Below are 18,532 nucleotides of genomic sequence, written 5' to 3' on the forward strand. Positions count from 1 at the left end.
CCTCCGACCCTGCGTATGGACTCCAACGAAAAGCGCCTGGCCCTCCGGCCGGGCGCTTACGGCTGCCTCATCGCTTGACAAATGGACATGAGTGAAGGGATCGGCCGAGACCTTGGGCTCGGCCGCAGGGGAAGGCCTTCCCCTTCAAGCCTCCCAGATTGCGGTCCAATCACTCCCAATTAGCGGATCATTGACTCCCAAACAGCCGGGCCCAATAATCCCGATTAGCTGGATTCGGAGCTGGTATGTTCGGACGGTTTGTAGAGCGACGGGCGGAAGAAGCCCTTTCGGATACCCCGGTGGTCCTCATCGTGGGGCCGCGCCGGGCGGGCAAGACCACGCTCGTCCGCAAGATGGGCGACGCCGGCCGAACCTATATCACGCTGGACGATCAGACGGTTCTCGCGGCGGCCCAATCCGATCCGGCCGGCTTCATCAGGGGAACGGACCAGGCCATCATCGACGAGATCCAGCGCGCGCCCGACCTGCTGCTGGCGATCAAGAAGACGATCGACGAGGACTATCGGCCTGGACGATTCCTGCTGACGGGATCGGCAAACGTGCTGACCCTGCCGCGGATCGCCGACAGCCTGGCCGGACGGATGGAGACCATCCAGATGCTGCCGCTGGCCAGGGCCGAGATCGAAGGCCGGACGCCGACTTTCCTCGAGCACCTTTTCGAGGGAAAGCCCCAAAGCCAGCGGGACGCGATCGTCGGTGACGATCTGGTCCAACTCGTCCTGGTCGGAGGGTTTCCGGAGGCGATCAGTCGCGACAATGAGCGACGGCGACAGGACTGGTTACGCTCCTATCTCACGTCGATCCTGACGCGCGATCTGCGCGACATCGCCGACGTGGAGAAACTGACCGAGCTTCCGAAATTCGTGCGGCTACTGGCCGAGCACTCGGGACAGTTGGTCAATTATTCGCAGTTCGCCGCCGGCATCAACGTCACCCACAAGACGGGGCAGCGTTATGTCGGACTGCTCGAACAGGTGTTCCTGATCACGACAGTGCAGCCGTGGTTCACCAACGCGCTGAAGCGCATCGTCAAGACGCCCAAGCTGCACTTTCTCGACTCCGGCTTGTTGGCGACCGTGCGCGGGCTCACCTTCGACAGGGTGAAGGCCGATCGCAGCACATTCGGCGCGCTCTTGGAAAGCTTCGTCTTCTCGGAAGTGCTGAAGCTGATGAGCGCCTCGGATCTGCGACTGACGCCGCATCATTTCCGGGACCGGGACATGCGCGAGGTGGATATCGTGCTTGAGCGCGATGACGGCATGATCGTCGGGATCGAGGTGAAGGCGAGCGCCACGGTAAAGGCCGGCGACTTCGCCGGCCTTCGGGCACTGGCCGAGGCGTGCGGGGATCGCTTTGCCTTCGGTGTGGTCCTTTATGACAGCGCAGACGTCGTGCCGTTCGGCGACCGGCTGGCGGCGGCGCCACTGTCGTGTCTGTGGAATTGAGCGCATGCGCAGAGATCACCAACTGATCGAACTGTGCAGCGCAATGATGGTAGCGGGGGGACGGCGTGGGATTGTATGAGAGGTGGTGCGACGCCACCAAAGAAAAAGACAAGCGCAAACGCTACTGGACTTATGTCGAGAAGGATGGCGGCCGCGACGAGATTCGCGAAGACCTCGCCGAGACTATCCGCTCGCACTACGATCGGCTCGAACGCATCGCCGAAGACGTCGAGCGGCTCGGATACAAGGTCGCGGCTACGATTCTCAGTGAGGCGATGCCGCAAACCGCCAAAGGCCGCTCCGGCGATCTCGGCGAGATTCTTGCGACGGAACTGGTCGAGGAAGAGATTGGCCTGCGCGTCCCCGTGCGCCGCCTCCGCTATAAGGACGGCCGCAACATGGCCATGCGCGGCGACGACTTCATCGGCGCCGGATACGATGGGGCCGGCGAGAAGCTCTGGCTTCTGAAAGGCGAAGCCAAGAGCAACAAGGTACTCGGCAAGGCCACAGTCACGAGCGCTCGCAAGGTGCTCAACCGCGATAAAGGCCGCTGCACGCCCGACTCCCTGCTGTTCGTTGCCAACCGGCTGCTGGAGAGCAACGATCCGGACGACAACGCGCTGGGCCGTAGCCTCCGTGACGAGGTGGGCGTGAAGTCCCTCCGCGCCGATCGCATCGACCACATGCTCTTCACCGTGTCGGGCAATGGCCCGCACGCTTCGCTGAAAGAGGACCTCGACGCCACGGGAACCAATCGAGACCATTACGTCGTGAACATCCACGTGGAAGATCACCAGGACTTCATCGCGGCCATGTACCAGGAGGCGGAAGACCTTGGAGACGATTGACGAACTGACCGCGTTCCTGGCGGCCGCGACCGTCGACGGCATCCTCGGGCGCCTCCTTTATCGCGGTGCAGCGTGGTCGCTGATGCGTGAGGCGGGCGTGCTGCCGGCGAATGCGCCGCCCCTCGGTGCGACAATCGAAACCGATCTCGCCGAACACGGCTTCGCCCTGCTTCGCGGCGCGATGGCCTTGCGTGCTCAGGCTGGCGCTTCGGATCTGACCAGCAAAGCGTTCGAGCGTGCTGCCAACGCCTTCGAAGCCTTGGTGCGCAACGGCGACCCGGAGTCGCCGGACCGTGGTTTCCGTCGCACCATCGCCGCCGCAGCCTATCACCTCGCCGGTTTCTCAGCCGTCGCGTATTCGCTCTTCAACGAGACTGCGGACGATCTCAATGCCTCGCCGGGCGAGACGGCGATCCGACACCTGATCCTGCGCGATCTCGGCCAATTGCGTGGCTTCGTTCGCCAGTGGTTGGACGACGAGGCTCACGGCGATGAGCAGATCGCCGAGGCGCTACGGGGCGAAGAACCGGATGTTGACGAGGCGCTTTCGACCATCCTCAACACGACGATCTGCCGTGCCTTGGCGCATTTTGACTTCGCGCTCGAGACGGGCGAGCCCGAGCCGATCGAGAGCGCACGGGCGTTACTCGCCACCGCGGTCAGCCTGGCAGACAACGCGGAAAATGTTCCGCTGTGGTGGATATCGAACCTCTGCCGCCATCTGATCGACGATCTTTGGCAGCATTCGCTGCACCAGAATCTGCCGACCGAGCCGCCAGAGGGGACGGAGGAAAAATACCCGGACCTACGCCGACTGTTCATCTCGTCGCTCTACGCGCGCAAGACTTCCGAGGTGGAGCTATGGCCATCGCAGCGCGAAGCGGCCCAGCGTTCAACAGATGTCACTGACGATCTGGTCGTCGCTTTGCCAACCAGCGCCGGCAAGACGCGGGTGGCTGAGATCGCCGCACTGATGACCCTGTCATCGGCGCGCCGGGTGTTGATCGTCACGCCGCTGCGCGCCTTGTCGGCGCAGACCGAGCGATCTTTCAGAAAGACCTTCGCGCCCCTCGGCTTCAGCGTCTCCTCGCTTTACGGCGCCAGCGGCCTTTCGGCCGGCGATGAAGACGCCTTGCGCTCCCGCGAAATCATCATCGCGACGCCCGAGAAGCTCGACTTCGCGCTAAGAAGCGACCCGTCACTGATCGATGATGTCGGCCTGATCGTCCTCGACGAAGGCCACATGATCGGCCCGACAGAGCGCGAAATCCGGTACGAGACGCTGGTGCAACGCCTGCTTCGGCGCGCGGACGCGGGCGAACGCCGGATTGTCTGCCTCTCCGCGATTCTGCCTAGCGGCGACGAACTCGACGATCTCACCGCATGGATACGCTCCGACGAGCCGGGCGAGCCAGTGCGTTCCGACTGGCGCCCCACGCGGCAGCGGTTCGGCGTACTCACCTGGCGGGGCAAGGACGCGCTGCTTCGGCTCGACCTCGACGACGATGGCCCGTTCCTCGACAAATTCGTCGTGCAGAAACCGGCGCGTGGGAAAGAGAAGAAGCCCTATCCGCGCAAGAACTCGCACCTCGCCATGTTCGCGGCATGGGAATTCGCCGGCCAGGGCAAGCGGACCCTGATCTTTTCCACCCAGGCGAATTGGGTCGAGAGCTACGGCAAACAAGTCGTGGACCTTTGCAAGCGCGGCTATCTGGACTCGCTGCTGGAGGATGAGGCGTCGATCGCCCGCGCTCTGGAGGTTGGAAAGGAATGGCTGGGCGAAGACCATCCCGCCGTTGCCTGCCTGAAGGCGGGCGTTGCCATCCACCACGGCCGGCTGCCGAGCCCGTTTCTGCGCGAGCTGGAAGCCCTGTTGTCCGAGGGTATCCTGAAAGTCATCGTCGCGTCGCCGACGCTATCGCAGGGCCTCAACCTCAACGCCGCGGTCCTGTTGGTGCCAGCGCTGTATCGGGCGTCCGAGAAGATCAAAGGCGAGGAGTTCGCGAACGTCGCCGGCCGCGCCGGGCGCGCCTTCGTGGACGTCGAAGGCCTCATCGTCCACGTCATGTTCGACAAGATTGACTGGCGAAAGAAGGAGTGGCGAAAGCTGGTCGCCTCCGCCAAGGCCCGCACGCTGAAGAGCGGCCTCATCCAGATTGTCGCCGAGATCCTTGAGCGCCTGTCCCGTGAAGGTGTCCTGGATCGCGACGACGCTTGGGAATATCTCGCCAATGCCCGCGAAGCCTGGCGATCGCCCGAGGAGGAAGCCGCGGTCGCCGAGCGCCTGGCGGCCGGTGCGGAGTACGACGCTGATGGCGACGACGATGAAGGCGGCGGTGATGACGAAGAGGAGACCGTTGACGAGGAGCCGCTTTCGCAAATCGTCGAACGACTCGATGCGACCGTGTTCGGTCTGATCGAAGCACTCGATTCCGATCGCGCCGACCTGCCGAAGCTCTTGGACGAGGCGCTCAAGGGATCGCTCTGGGCGCGCCAGATCGCCCGCGAGGACGAGGACGTCGCCCCGTTGCACAGGAAGGTGTTCGAGGCGCGCGCCGATCTCATCTGGAAGACCACCACGGCGCAGGCACGACGCGGACATTTCGCCATGGGCGTCGGGCTTGAAGCTGGCCTCACCATCGACGCCATGGCCGACGAGCTGGCCGAACTCATCGACCGGGCAGACGAAGCGGCTTTGAGCGGCGACATCGACGTGCTTGTCGATGCGCTCGGCGGTCTCGGTGAGCGTCTACTGTTCATGCGGCCCTTCATTCCCGACAAGGCCAATGCGCTGCCGGCGAATTGGAAGGCCATCCTGCGGAGTTGGGTGTCTGGCGATGATGTCGCCAAGATCGGACCGCAGAACATGCGGGCGGTCGAAGAGGCTTTCACCTATCGCTTGGTCTGGGCGTTGGAAGCTATCCGTACCCGCCGCATGTCCCTCGGCTGGTCGCCGGAGAAGGTGGCGGGCGGCGCCGCAGCGGCGGTCGAAACCGGCGTCCCGCAATTCATGATGTCGATGCTAATCCGCGCGGGCCTTCCGTCACGGCGCGCGGCCATGGCGGCGATCGAGGATGCCGAGCCAGTCTTCGTCACACCCGCCGAGATGCGGGCCTGGCTCGAATCCGACGAGATCACAGCCTACACGGACGCCGGCGACTGGCCGACGCCCGACACGGCCGCGCTATGGGCGCGGTTCCGAACCGAAGCCCTCAGCGGCGGCATCCAGAAGTGGTCTGTCGAACATTACAAGCGCCTGCTCGATAGCGCGGCCGCCCCACGTGCTGGCCTTTATCGGATCGTCACTGACGAGGGCGATGGGCGGACTTGGCTGGCCACGCCCGACTATCAGCGAGTCGCCGCGTTCAAGAAGCCGGCTGTCGATCCCAAGCCCAGCCTCTTTTCAGGCCGTTTGCCGGGCGACACGAGGCTAGTGGAAGCCTTGCGTGTCGGCCGCGGAAAGCTGCGCTGGCCGACAGCCGATGCGTAAAGGGAGACCATAGCCTTGCTCCACGCTTGGATTGGCGACCAGAAACGCGCGCCCATCGCGAAGGGAGCGTGCGTGACCTGCCACGACTTGCTCGCTGCCGTCATGTCGGCGGAGAAGGAAACAGGCCGTGGCAGATGACCTTCATGGGCTTCTCGCCGGATTTCTGCAGGCGATGACCCACTCCCAGCTGAGTGAGGAGCCGCAGCGGATCGCGGGATTGGTCGTGCCTAACGCGGAGGGTCTCTCAAAGCGGCAGCGCATCGACCTGACGCTAGCGAACCTTACACGAGAGGAACTGGCGCGTTTTGCGCTTAAGTTCGCCGCTCATCGTGGCGACATCGCCCTCGACGAAGCGAGCCGTAAGGTCATCGAGGCAAACGACCCGCCTCTGACCCACATCACACGACGAGATGTCGCGCGTGCCTTCGGAGATGACCTCGCCGGCGAGCGCAGCACGGTGGAGATGGTCGGACGCTATTTCCCTCTCTCCACGCCGCTTGAAGGCTTCCTCGGAAGCAGCGGTCGCAGCCTACGCGATCAGATCGCTCAGCATATGGATCGCAATCCCGGCGACTGGTCGGTGGAATATCTGTTTGGTGAAATCGGCGCATTCGACTGCTCCAGAGCCAGGTTTGGTGCATTGCTCGAAGAAGCCGTTCACCCCCTTTCCAGGTCGGGAGACGAGCAGGCGCAGATGGTCGCCGCCCTGAACAACATCCTTGCACGCGACGGCTACGAGCTGGCGCAGGAAGGCGAACTTTCTGGTCACCCGATCTTCGGCTTCCGCCCTCTGGTGCGCGGAGTCGGTGGTCGCCCCAAGAACTTGATCTTTGCCTCGCGAGGACCGAAGCCGGAGATCGGCTTCGCCGACGCGATCAACAACGACATCGTGATTCTATCAGGCGAAGAGAGCTGCCTGGTCTACGACCGGCCGATCGGCTCGAACGGCCTTCTCTGGTCCGAACTTGTCGCTTGGTGGAGCGATTTCACACCAGGAACCAATGCAGCAAATCTCGGAGCGCGCCTCCAAGAATCCTTGGCCTCGGACGCCGAACGCAAGCTCTTCGCCACATACTTCAAGACCTATCGATCCGTCTTGGGCGAGGCTCTGCCGGCCCTCCTGCCGCAGGTCTATCTTCACTATGACCCAGCCGTCGTGAAAACCCTACGTCATCGCCTGCCTCTTCCACGTCAGCGCATGGATTTTCTGCTGCTTCTCCCTGGGCGACAACGCATCGTGCTGGAGGTCGATGGAAAGCACCACTTCTCGGAGAACGACCATCCGTCACTGAAGGTCTATGCAGACATGGTGTCGGCTGACCGTGAGTTGCGCCTTGCCGGATATGAGGTCTACCGGTTTGGAGCGAATGAACTAGTCGGCGATGGCGCTGAACCGAAGATCGCCGATTTCTTCGAAAAGCTTTTTCGACTGCATCGCGTCCGGCAATGAAGTGCTCACCGATACGCTAAGCCCCGACGGACTTTGGCTCCTTAACACCATCAGTAGATTAGGCGGCAAGCCGCGGCTCTTCGGCTTCGTTCGCCGGCTCTCCCACCGCTTTGGTCAGGAAGAGGTCGAGCGCAGCTCGGCGAGAGTCACGATCCAGTGCGTAGGCCGTCTGCTTGAATTCGATCCCCTCGAGCAGCCCTTGGATGTAGCCGGAGATCGTATCGGCGGCCATGATTAGGGCGGTGTCGAGCGTGTGAATATATTTGCTCGTCACCGAGCCCTTGGAGTGGCCGACCAGCGCCGCGATCGTCACCTCGGTGAAGCCGAGGTCGTTGGCGATGCTGGCAAAGCTGTGACGCAGGACGTGCGGCGTGACGTCGGCGAGCGGGCTGTCTTTGAATATCTGTTCCCAATGGTTTGGGAAGCTGCCGAAGGCATTGTCCTCGCCCTGGCCGGGGAAGACATAGGTGCCCGTGGCGGTCTTGCGGCGCTCCTCCAGGAAATCGACGACGGGAAGCCCGATGGGGCGAATGGACTCGCCTTCCTTGCTGTCCACCAGGCGCATGCAACTCGCATCGGTATCGGCCTCGATCCACATTAGCGAAATCATTTCCGAGCGGCGGCAGCCGGTGAGCGCGATCTGCCGAATAATCTCGACCGTCATTGCATACTTTTCGTTTTCTGCGGCCTTCACGAGCATCTCGCCTAGGGTGCGGTACTCCGCCTCTGTCAGCCGGCGATTCCGGACATTGTCCTTGGGCTTCTTGATGCCGTGCGCTGGATTGCTCTCGATGATGCCGGCGTCCACGGCATAGGTGAGGATGCCGCCAAGCAGACCGACCGTTCGAGTCGCCGTGCCCGCGCCGCCGCGCACGATGGCCTTGCCGCGCAACTTCTTCGTCTTGACGGCGACGCGTGTCTTGCCGGCCATGATGTCCTTCAAGACCTTGTTGATGTCGGCCTTGGTGAGATCCTTGACCCGGCGCGCACCGATCAGTGGAATGATGTGCCGCTCGATGCGACCAGTGTCGGTGACGATGGTGGTCGGCTTTTTCGGCCGCCCGCCTTTGCCCAAGATGAGGCCGGCGTTCAGGTCAGCGGTGTAGAGAGCGCAAAGCTCCTTGACAGTGATGGCCTTGTGATCGAGCTGGCGTTCTTCGGAAGGGTTGTCGCCGCGCGCGACGCGCCCCAGCTGGACCTTCGCCTCCTGCCGGGCTGTCTCCGGCGTCCATACGCCATGCAGACCGATGGTATAGCGTCGCGTGCGTCCGGCGGCGCGATATTGAATGAGATAGCTGCGCTTGCCGGACGCGAACACGCGGAGACCGAAGCCGGGCAGCTCGTCGTCCCAGACGAAATAGTCCTTCTCGCGAACATCGGCAGCGTCCACGATTCGTTTGGTCAGCTTTGCCATGAGGGGTTCCCCTCGCTGATGAGGGGCTGTTTCCGCGGAAGCACCACGGAAGCAACCGGATGGATATCAGAGCGAAATTCTGGATAGACAGTTCGGCATGAAAATCCGAATTGTCTAGGCGTTTCAGATAGATATCGCATTGTAGCGTGCCCTATCGTGCATTTAGGATAGACAGGCTAAATTGCTCCGAAGGCAAAGGTCACACGTTCGAATCGTGTCGGGTGCGCCATTTTCCAAATCGTAGAGTCGGCGGAAATTGGCGGGCGAATGCGGCGTTAGCGCAGCATTCCCGGCGGAATTGCTATCGGAACAAGTCCACTCCCTCATCCATAGTGGACCAAGCACACGCGACGTGTGCGGATGAAGGATGAGCCGATCTGAGGCTTTACCAGAGAGCGGAACCTCCTTATGTATCGCGAATGTCGATACACGGAGCTTGTCATGCGCGTTCAGGTCAAGAAGTGGGGCAATAGCGCTTCGGTCCGCATCCCGGCCTCGGTGATGGCGGCGGCGTCCCTGCGCGTGGACCAGGCCGTGGACGTGCGGGAGGAAGGCGGCCGGGTGATCATCGAACCGGTGGCGGCGCCAAGCTACGATCTCGACGACCTGCTGGCGAAGATGACGCCCGACACCTTTCCCGAAGATATCGACTTCGGCCGCCCTGTCGGCGGCGAGGCGTGGTGAGCCGTTACGTTCCCGACAGCGGGGACATCGTCTGGCTCCAGTTCGATCCGCAGGCCGGGCATGAGCAGGCCGGTCATCGCCCGGCGCTGGTGCTGTCGCCCGCCCGCTACAACCAGGCCAGGGGCATGATGATCTGCTGCCCGCTGACCTCGCGGATCAAGGGCTATCCGTTCGAGGTCGTGATCAGCGAGGAGCCGCCGAGCGCGGTGCTGGCCGATCAGGTCAAGAGCCTGGACTGGCGGGCGCGCAAGGCCGCCCGCAAGGGCAAGGTCTCTCCGGCTGTTCTGGCCGACGTCCAGGCGAAGATCAGGGCGTTGATCGGGTTATGACGGAGCAAGGAGCAATCGATCCGCTGGCCGATGCGGCCGCTCGTGGCCGGCAGGGTCGGCCAGCCCCACAGCAGGCTTGCGCTTCGCCGCCCCCCACGCCGCCGCGGCGCCCGGAACATTCGACAGGATAACGCGTTCCCATTCCCCAGCAGGCGCAGGGTTCAGGCTGCGGCCGAGACATCGACGTGACTTGGATCATCGGCGCGCCAAGAGATTGGGGAGAACCGCGATGCCCAAGCCGGATGTTTCGCCGAGCCTTACCAATTCCCTTCGAGATCATGCGCCGGGCGCGGGAGGCCAGCCTCCCGAAACCGTGGTCGGCGCGGGCGGCGAGTTGCACCAGCAGACGCCCTCCGCGGCTGCGGACGCCGCGGCCTGTCTCACCGACAATTTCGGCCACCGCATTTCCGACAACCAGAACAGCCTGCGCGCCGGGGAACGCGGCCCGACGCTGCTGGAAGACTTCGTCCTGCGCGAGAAGATCTTCCACTTCGACCACGAGCGTATCCCCGAACGCATCGTCCACGCCCGCGGATCGGGCGCGCATGGCGTGTTCGAATGCACCAAGGCCATCCCGGAACTGACCAAGGCGTCGATCTTCCAGAAAGAGGGCGAGCGCTGCCCGGTGTTCGTCCGCTTCTCGACCGTGGCCGGCGGCGCAGGGTCGATCGACACGCCGCGCGACGTTCGAGGCTTCGCCGTCAAGCTCTATACCGACAGCGGCAACTGGGACCTGGTGGGCAACAACATCCCGGTGTTCTTCATCCAGGATGCGATGAAGTTCCCGGACCTAGTCCATAGCGTGAAGATGGAGGCCGACCGCGGCTATCCGCAGGCGGCGTCGGCGCACGATACCTTCTGGGACTTCATCGGCCTGATGCCGGAATCGATGCACATGATCATGTGGGCGATGTCGGACCGGGCCATCCCCCGCTCGCTCCGCATGATGGAAGGGTTCGGCGTCCACACCTTCCGCTTCGTCAACGCCGCCGGCGAAGGCCGCTTCGTCAAGTTCCACTGGAAGCCGGTCCTCGGCATCGAATCCACCTGCTGGGACGAGGCGGTGAAGATCGCCGGCGCCGATCCCGACTTCCATCGCCGCGACCTGTTCGAGGCGATCGCGGCCGGTGACTATCCGCAATGGGACCTGGGCGTGCAGGTGTTCGACGAGGGCTGGGCGGCCAAGCAGTCCTACGACGTCCTCGACGCCACCAAGCTGATCCCCGAAGACGACATTCCGGTCCAGATCGTCGGCCGCATGACGCTCGATCGCAACGTCGACAATTTCTTCGCCGAGACCGAGCAGGCCGCCTTCCTGCCGAGCAACGTGATCCCGGGCGTCGACTTCACCAACGATCCGCTGCTGCAAGGCCGGCTGTTTTCCTATCTCGACACGCAGAAGTCGCGGCTGGGCACGACCAACTTCCACCAGATCCCGATCAACGCGCCCAAGTGCCCGTTCCACAATTTCCAGCGCGACGGGATGATGCAGACGCTGGTTCCCACCGGCCGCGCCAATTACGAGCCGAACAGCTTGGTCGAAGCCGGCGAGACCGGCGGCCCGCGCGCTTGCCCGGAAACCGGCTTCACGTCATTCGCGGTGAACGACGAGCGCAACGACGCCTCGCAAAAGCTGCGGGTGCGGGCCGAGCTCTTCGCCGACCACTACAGCCAGGCGCGGCTCTTCTATCGCTCGCAGACGGAGAGCGAGCAGGCCCATATCGCCTCGGCCCTCGTCTTCGAACTGTCCAAGGTGCAATTGGAGCATGTCCGCGCGCGGGTCGTCTCGCGGCTGCGCAACATCGACGAAGACCTGGCCGGCCGGGTCGCCGCCGGGCTCGCCATCCCTCTTCCCGAACCGGCGAAGGCGGCGCGCGCGCCCGTCGACATGAAACCTTCGGACGCGCTCTCCATCCAGAAGCAGGCGAAACAGACCCTGCAAGGCCGCAAGGTCGGCATCCTCTTCGCGGAAGGCTCCGACAAGGCCGCCATCGACCGGCTCAAGGGCGAGATCGAGAAGGCGGGCGGCGTGGCCTTCCTGGTCGCGCCGAAGGTCGGCGGCGTCCAGGTCAAGGGCGGCGTGCTCAAGGCCGATGGGCAGCTTGCCGGATCGCCTTCGGTTCTGTTCGACGCGGTCGCATCCATACTGGCGCCCGAACAGGCTGCAAAGCTGGCCAAGGACGGCGCGGCGGTGCAGTGGTTCATGGACGCCTACGGCCACTGCAAGACCATCGCACACTGCAAGGGCGCGCAGGTGTTGCTCGACAAGGCGCACGTCGAGCCGGACGACGGCGTGGTCCCCATCGAAGATTTCATGAAGGTCGGCGTGACGCGGCATTGGGCGCGCGAGCCCCAGGTGCGCGATCTCGCCTGAAGGAGGACGACATGGCGACACAGATTGTCGAAACCGACGCTGCAAAGCGCAAATCCCCACGCGTCGCCAAGGCCGACGCGATCGCAAAGGCCAAGGCCGTCGCCCCCGATCTGGCCGCGCGGATCGGCAGCACGCCGAAGACCAGGTTCCGCGGCGATCCCGACGTGTTCGGAAGGCTGGTGGAGGACCACGACCGGCATCGCGCCCTGCTGGCGATGATCGAGGAGACCGAGGGCAAGTCCGCGGATCGTGAGACGCTGTTCGTGGAGTTGACCAAGGAGCTCAAGGCCCACGCCGCCGCCGAGGAACAGGCGCTCTGGTCGAGCGTGCTGCGCGATCCGGAGACCACCGACTTCGCGCGCCATGCCATCGCCGAGCACAAGGAGATCGACGACATGCTCGCCGATCTCGCCGCGCGCGACATGGCCTCCCCGGGCTGGCTGCGGCGCTTTGCGGAGCTGAAGGAAGAATATCTCCATCACATCCGCGAGGAGGAGCAGGAGCAGTTCGTGGCGGCCGAACAGCATCTGAGGCCGACCGACGTCCGCTATATGCGCCGCGTCTTCAACCGCCGGAAAAAGGCGGAGAAAGCCGCCGCCACGGTCGAGAAGAAGATCAAGCTGAAGGACTGAAAGGCGAGGACGGCCGGGCCGAAGCTCCCGTCTTGCCGCTTGTCCGCGTGGCCGGCTCGGGGCGAAATAGCCTTGCGGGCGCGACGAGGCCGCAGTCGGCGAACGAGGTCCAGCCATGTCCGTCCTTTCGATCCCCGCAGCGGCCTGGCGGGCGGGCCTCGCCCTGTCGGCGGCGCTGGCGCTGTCGGCGAGCGGCGCGCAGGCCAGACCGCCGGCCAAGCCGGCCGCAGCCTTCGAGGCCCCGATAGCGCAAGGGCCCAAGCCGTGGACGCACGAGCGGTTCGACGATGCGCCGCAGTCGTTCTCCTTCGCCGTCGTCGCCGACCTGGAGTCGGGCTATCGGCCGGGCGTGTTCGAGGTGGCGGTCGCGGAACTGTCCCTGCTGCGCCCGGCCTTCATCATGACCGTCGGCGACATGATCGAGGGCGGCGTCGAGGACGAGGCCGAACTGGAACGCCAGTGGACCGCCTTCAACGCCATGGTCGCCCGCGCCCCGGCGCCCTTCTTCCACGTCGCGGGCAATCACGACATGGTCAACCTCACCCAGCGCAAGGTCTGGGAGCGGCGCTACGGCCGCCGATACTATCACTTCCTCTACAAGGACGTGCTGTTCCTGGTCCTGGACACCGAGGACTATCCCGACGCCAAGATGGCGGAGATCTCCAGGGAGCGGACCGCCTATCTGGCCCGGAAGAAGGTCGATCTGGCCGCCGCCCGCAAGCTGCCCTACGCCGCGCGCAGCGAGACCAAAACCGGCGAGATCAGCCAGGCGCAGAGCGCCTATTTCGAGAAGGTGCTGGCGGACCATCCGAAGGTTCGCTGGACCGTGGCGATCATGCACAAGCCGGTCTATGCGCGCAGCGACGGCCTCGGCTTCGGGCGCATCGAACAGGCGCTCCAGGGGCGCCGCTACACCGTCCTCAACGGCCACCTTCACCACTACGCCTACGCCGAGCGTAAGGGGCAGGACTACATCATGCTCGGCACGACCGGAGGCGAGCGGGCCTTCGACGGATCGCGCGGCTATCTCGACCACGTGATGTGGATCACCATGGGCGCCGACGGACCCAGCATCGCCAATCTCCGGCTGGACGGGGTGCTGGACAAGACCGGCGAGATCCCGGCGGGCGGCGCGGCGCTGTGCCTCGGCTCCGGCGGCCCGAACTGTCCGGTTCCAACCCACTGACGCCGCCAAAGAGAAAGGCCGGCGGACAAGCCGCCGGCCTTGCAAAACGCTTTCGCTACGTCGTCGAGTCTTAGGCGACCGCGAAGGTCGTCCGGCGACGACGGATCGCCGCGCCGGCCATGCCGAAGCCCGCGATCATCATCGCCCAGGTGGCTGGTTCCGGAACAGCGCTGGTCGCGAACGCGATATCATCCAGCTCGAACGCTTTGCCATCCGAATAGAACTTCAGATAGCCGAGATTCCGATCCGCACCCGTAAGACCAAAGTTCACCCGGATATTGGAATTGCCGTCCACTTGGTCGCCGTTGGCAGGCGGCAGAGTTCCGCCCTCAACCTTTCCAATAAACACGTTGTTCTTATCGTAGAGTTCCAACGTGTTATAGGTGTCGACAGAGCCCCAGTAGAAGCTGAAGGTGTCGACATACTGACCAGCAAGCACCCCAGTGAGGTCCAGGGTGGCGTAGCCGCTGGCGTTCTGCAGGCCAGGAACGACCAGATATTGGCTCGTATTTCCAGCCGGAGCGGCATACACGCCGCTCAAGCTGCCATTGACCAAGGCAAAGTCGCCGGACAGTTGTGGCGTCGCAGCTTCGAAGTCGAAAAGGATAGTTTCCCCGGCTTGCTGGCCAGGATCAGGCGCCCCTGCGCTCGTCGTCACGTTGATAGCAGCGTGCGCCGAACCGGCTGCGGCAAAGCTCAAGATTGCAGCAGCAGCGGCCCCCTTCATATGCTTATTCATAGGGATAGCCCCTCAATATGTTGCCGGGCGGCCGCCGAGCGCAACCACCTCTGATACCATCGATACGCGAGGAGCGGCGTTAAGTAAACATTAACTTCACCGGCGCGTGGAGATTCCAAGCGCCAAGCTTCAGTTGATGAACAGATGTCGACTGTCCACCGATCAGTCGGCGACGTCTGGGGCGCGACAACCGACTCGCCCGTCACGCGAATCCTAGCAAATATACTGATATCGTGTCACACATTCCCTGTATTCGAAGTCGATCTCGGCGATATGTGTCGGCCTTGGCCAAGCATCGACACAGTCTCGCCAAGATCGAAGCGCCAACACCTGAGGACATCAGCGTGCGAATAGGGTCTGCAACGGGGCCGGCCGCCGCGATGGACGGCCCCGTCGATCAGGCTGCGGCCTCGCCTTGCGTCTTCACTTCGGGCAGGGCCAGCTTGTCGAGATTCTTCTGGCGGATTTCCTCGCCGGCCTCGTCGAAGAAGAACGGCAGGAAGGCGTAGCGGCGGCCGCGGGTGACGGGCGTCGCCTCGTGCAGCAGCGAGCAGGAGAACACCACCGCTCCGCCTGTCGGCGGGCGATAGGTGCGGCTGCCGAACTCGGGAAATTTCAGGTCGCCGCCCTCGAATTCCTCGGCGTTGAGGTTGATCGAGCAGGCGAAGCGGCGATGGGCGGTGCCCAGGGTGGTGTTGTCGCGATGGGCGCGGAAGTAGCCGCCCTCGTCGGCGGTGTAGCGCGCGACGATATAGCGTTCGATCCGCGTGGCGTTGAACTGGAAGGCCCGGTGGATCTGGCGCAGCAGGCGCATCTCGATCATCCGCCGCAGTTCGAGCTGGAACACCGGGTCGGCGATGGTCGCATCGCGCCGGCTCTTGAAGCCGTCCAGCACCGGAACGGTCTTGCCGCCGATGTCGCGCATCACGCCCGAAGGCGTGCCGCCGCTCTGCTCGTAGAAGTCGATGAGCCGCCGGCACACCTCCGGCTCGAACACCCGCGGCACCACCAGGACCGGGGCGAACATCGGCCCGCCGGCGTGGTCGTCGGCGGTGGGAAGCGCGGCCAGCACCTGGAAGATGCGGTCGCTCTCGGCCATCGAGCCCTGGTCGTAGACCCGCAACGTGGGATCGAGGATCAGCCAGTAGGGCTGGTCGGCGCCGTCGGCGCTCAGCGCGCCGTAGCCGCGGCTGACCGCCCCGTCGCGATCCAGGAACCACCGGACGCCGGGCTTGTCCCGGGCGACGCGGCAGGTCGCATCGTCGCGGATCACGCAGAAGGCCAGCAGGTTCGTAAGGTCGAACAGCGCGTCGGCCGCCGCCATGCGCGACAGCGCGACCGCCCGCTCCATCGGATCGTCGGGCAGGAAGGCCAGCAGGATGAACCTCCCGGCCACGCTCTGGAAGCTGTAGGTGGGATTGGTGGGCGTCGGGCAGACGAACCACGGCGCGGCTTGACCGATGGAGAGGTTCATGGCCGCGTTCGTCGCGTCGCTGCGCGAAGGCTTCAAGTATAAGAAGCTTATAAGCTTGCCGGCCCGCGCCTGGCGTATAAGCCGGGCATAATTGAAGGCGCGCCCGGCGCGCTCCATGGTCCGCTGCGTCGGCGGTCCTGCTCGTCTCCCGCATTGAGCCTGGGGTTCCCACAGACCGGCGGGGATCGCCGACGCCCGGCTTTGCAAGGATCCGCATGGCGCGGGACAGGAAAGTTCGGCCGCAAGGATTGGGGCCGCAAGGATGGTGGCGCTATCCCGCTGCGCTCGGCTTCGTCGCGGCCTCGACAGGCGTCGCGGAGATCATCTATCGCACCTTCGACACCGATCGCCTCTCGATGGTGTTCCTGGCCGGGGTGCTGGGCTCCGCCGTCGTGCTCGGCCCGGGTCCCGCCTATTTCGCCGCCGGCGCGGCCTTCGTGGTCTACGACATCTATCTCGTCCAGCCGCGCGGGACCTTCACCCTCACCTCGGCCGAAGACGTCATGGTCCTGGTGGCCTTCCTGTCGGTCGCGGTGCTGACCGGGGGCCTGGCCGGACGCCTGCGCGACGCCCAGCGCCGCGCCGAGGCCCGCGCCCGCATTTCGGGCGCCCTCTTCAGGGCCAGCGAGGAATTCTCCGCATCCGACGACGAGGACGCGGTCCGCCGCGCCCTGGCCCAACGCATCGCCGACGCCGGCCGCCCGGCGGTGGTGCTCTACGACGGCCGCACCTGGAGCCCGCCCGGCGGCGAGGCCCCGCCGGAGGCCGTCCTGCATCTGGCCGCGGACTCCGCCGCCTCGGCCACGACGATCCAGGCCGGCGACTGGCGCCTGCGCCCGCTGCGCGCCGAGGGCCAGCCGGCCGGCATGGCGGTCTGGGGCGCGGGGCCGGCCCATCGCGCCGATGACGACGAGCGGCTGGTGGACGTGCTGGTCGACATCGCCGGGGCGGCCATCGCCCGTTCGCGCCTGGCCGGCGCCCGGGCCGAGATCCAGGCCCGCGAGCGGACCGAGCAACTGCGCAACGCCCTCCTCTCCTCCATCTCCCACGACCTGCGCACCCCGCTCGCCGCCATCCTGGCCTCGGCCAGCAGCCTGCGCGAATTCGGCGACCGCTTCGACCGCGAGGTCCGCGACGACCTCATCCTGACCATCCAGGAGGAGGCCGAGCGCCTCAACATCTTCGTCGGCAACCTGCTCAACATGACCAAGCTGGAATCGGGCGCGCTCAGCGTGGCCCAGGTGGCCTTCGGCATGGGCGAGGTGGTCGAGCGGGTGCTGACACGCATCCGCCGCCGCGCCGGCGCGCGCGAACTGGCCAGCCAGGCGGCCGGCGACCTGTCCGCCGTAGGCGATGCGATCCTGGCCGAGCAGGTCCTGGCCAACATCGTCGAGAACGCCGTGCGCTTCAGCCCGCCCGGGGCGCACATCGACGTCGTCGCCCGCCGCGAGGCCGGGCGGGTGATCGTCGAGGTCGTCGACGAAGGGCCCGGCGTGCCGCAAGCCGAACTGCCGATGCTGTTCGACAAGTTCTACCGCTCGCCCGCCACCTCGGCGAACCAGCAGGGCACCGGCCTTGGCCTTTCCATCACCCGCGGCCTGGTCGAGGCGATGGGCGGCGAGGTTTCGGCCCGCCCCCGCGACGACGGGCGGCCCGGCCTGGTGGTCGGCTTCTGGCTGCCGGCAGCGCCCGCATGAGCCACGCCCATCTCCTGCTGGTGGACGACGAGCAGCAGATCCTGCGCGCCCTGCGCCCGGCCCTGGTCGCCGCCGGCTACGAGGTCGCGACCGCCGAGACCGGCGGCGAGGCGCTCTCGCACCTGGCCGGCGAAGCCTGCGACGTGGTGGTCCTCGACCTCGGCCTGCCGGACATGGACGGCAAGGACGTCATCTCGCGCATCCGCGAGTGGTCCGAAGTGCCGATCCTGGTGCTCTCGGCCCGCGATCTCGAGCATGAGAAGATCGCCGCCCTCGACCAGGGCGCCGACGACTTCATCAACAAGCCCTTCGGCGTCGGCGAGCTCCTGGCCCGCATCCGCGCCTCCCTGCGCGGGCGCGAGCGCCGCTTCTCGGCCAATGCGGTGTTCAGGAGCGGCGACCTGCACGTCAACTTCGCCACTCGCCAGGTCGCGGTGCTGGGCGAGGAGGTGCGCCTGACCCCGCGCGAATACGATCTCCTGAAGACCCTGGCCCGCTACGGCGGCCGCGTGGTCACCCATCGCCAGCTCATCGCCGCGGTCTGGGGCCCGACCGCCCAGGTGGACGCCCAGTTCGTCCGCGTGCTGGTGGCCCAGCTCCGCCAGAAGATCGAGGAAGACCCCTCGACCCCCCGCATCCTGCTGACCGAGCCGGGCGTCGGCTACCGGCTCACGCCCGAAGACGAACGCTAGAGCATTTTCCGCCGAAGTGGCTGCCGGTTCGGCGCAGAAAATGCTCTGAATTCAAAG

At 65.1% G+C, this 18,532-nt stretch carries 14 protein-coding genes and 1 tRNA gene; 12 read left to right on the forward strand and 3 right to left on the reverse strand.

Features of this window, described 5'->3' with window-relative positions; translation table 11 throughout:
* Window positions 1-299 precede the first annotated feature (299 nt).
* The 4 genes from ACE3TL_RS09630 (at window position 300) to ACE3TL_RS09645 (ending at window position 7,254) form a co-directional block, all read left to right on the forward strand.
* Window positions 300-1,466, forward strand: coding sequence for an ATP-binding protein (locus ACE3TL_RS09630; protein ID WP_374578497.1), 1,167 nt, complete (start codon window positions 300-302; stop codon window positions 1,464-1,466).
* A 65-nt stretch (window positions 1,467-1,531) separates the two neighbouring features.
* Entirely contained in the window at window positions 1,532-2,314 is a 783-nt protein-coding gene (locus tag ACE3TL_RS09635) for a DUF1837 domain-containing protein (protein ID WP_184006061.1), read from the forward strand.
* Window positions 2,301-5,804 (forward strand): DEAD/DEAH box helicase, encoded by a 3,504-nt coding sequence (locus ACE3TL_RS09640; RefSeq protein ID WP_291398883.1) that lies wholly within the window; start codon window positions 2,301-2,303, stop codon window positions 5,802-5,804. Before ACE3TL_RS09635 ends, ACE3TL_RS09640 begins: the two co-directional genes overlap by 14 nt.
* A 127-nt stretch (window positions 5,805-5,931) precedes the next feature.
* Window positions 5,932-7,254 (forward strand): hypothetical protein, encoded by a 1,323-nt coding sequence (locus tag ACE3TL_RS09645; protein ID WP_184006065.1) that lies wholly within the window; start codon window positions 5,932-5,934, stop codon window positions 7,252-7,254.
* Between the two features lie 58 nt (window positions 7,255-7,312).
* Here the strand turns inward: ACE3TL_RS09645 and ACE3TL_RS09650 are convergent, their stop codons facing one another.
* The gene (locus ACE3TL_RS09650) at window positions 7,313-8,668 is read right to left on the reverse strand and encodes a site-specific integrase (RefSeq protein WP_291398882.1); all 1,356 of its coding nucleotides are present in this window, start codon (window positions 8,666-8,668) and stop codon (window positions 7,313-7,315) included.
* Window positions 8,669-8,826: 158 nt separating this feature from the next.
* Here ACE3TL_RS09650 and ACE3TL_RS09655 point away from each other — a divergent pair.
* The 6 genes from ACE3TL_RS09655 (at window position 8,827) to ACE3TL_RS09680 (ending at window position 13,873) form a co-directional block, all read left to right on the forward strand.
* Window positions 8,827-8,897 (forward strand) — tRNA-Ser (locus tag ACE3TL_RS09655).
* A 212-nt stretch (window positions 8,898-9,109) separates the two neighbouring features.
* Window positions 9,110-9,352 carry an AbrB/MazE/SpoVT family DNA-binding domain-containing protein gene (locus tag ACE3TL_RS09660; RefSeq protein ID WP_374578498.1) on the forward strand — a complete coding sequence of 81 codons (243 nt, stop codon included), beginning with the start codon at window positions 9,110-9,112 and terminating at the stop codon, window positions 9,350-9,352.
* Entirely contained in the window at window positions 9,349-9,681 is a 333-nt protein-coding gene (mazF, locus tag ACE3TL_RS09665; protein ID WP_374578499.1) for an endoribonuclease MazF, read from the forward strand. Before ACE3TL_RS09660 ends, mazF begins: the two co-directional genes overlap by 4 nt.
* 229 nt (window positions 9,682-9,910) lie before the next feature.
* Window positions 9,911-12,055 carry a catalase gene (locus ACE3TL_RS09670; protein WP_374578501.1) on the forward strand — a complete coding sequence of 715 codons (2,145 nt, stop codon included), beginning with the start codon at window positions 9,911-9,913 and terminating at the stop codon, window positions 12,053-12,055.
* A gap of 11 nt (window positions 12,056-12,066) precedes the next feature.
* A complete protein-coding gene (locus ACE3TL_RS09675; RefSeq protein WP_374578502.1) occupies window positions 12,067-12,687 on the forward strand; it encodes a hemerythrin domain-containing protein in 621 nt (206 codons plus the stop codon).
* A gap of 115 nt (window positions 12,688-12,802) precedes the next feature.
* Window positions 12,803-13,873, forward strand: coding sequence for a metallophosphoesterase (locus ACE3TL_RS09680; RefSeq protein WP_374578503.1), 1,071 nt, complete (start codon window positions 12,803-12,805; stop codon window positions 13,871-13,873).
* Between the two features lie 70 nt (window positions 13,874-13,943).
* Here the strand turns inward: ACE3TL_RS09680 and ACE3TL_RS09685 are convergent, their stop codons facing one another.
* Window positions 13,944-14,600, reverse strand: a complete 657-nt coding sequence (locus ACE3TL_RS09685) for a PEPxxWA-CTERM sorting domain-containing protein (protein WP_374578504.1) — start codon at window positions 14,598-14,600, stop codon at window positions 13,944-13,946.
* A gap of 409 nt (window positions 14,601-15,009) precedes the next feature.
* Entirely contained in the window at window positions 15,010-16,086 is a 1,077-nt protein-coding gene (locus ACE3TL_RS09690; protein ID WP_374578505.1) for a 2OG-Fe(II) oxygenase, read from the reverse strand.
* Between the two features lie 248 nt (window positions 16,087-16,334).
* On the opposite strand from ACE3TL_RS09690, the gene ACE3TL_RS09695 reads away from it, so the two are divergent.
* Window positions 16,335-17,783: an ATP-binding protein gene (locus ACE3TL_RS09695; protein ID WP_374578506.1), complete on the forward strand. Its 1,449-nt coding sequence runs from the start codon at window positions 16,335-16,337 to the stop codon at window positions 17,781-17,783.
* A complete protein-coding gene (locus ACE3TL_RS09700) occupies window positions 17,780-18,475 on the forward strand; it encodes a response regulator (protein WP_374578507.1) in 696 nt (231 codons plus the stop codon). The genes ACE3TL_RS09695 and ACE3TL_RS09700 overlap by 4 nt, the downstream gene beginning before the upstream one ends.
* Window positions 18,476-18,532 lie beyond the last annotated feature (57 nt).

The organism is Phenylobacterium sp., assembly GCF_041920015.1.
GTDB lineage: Bacteria > Pseudomonadota > Alphaproteobacteria > Caulobacterales > Caulobacteraceae > Phenylobacterium.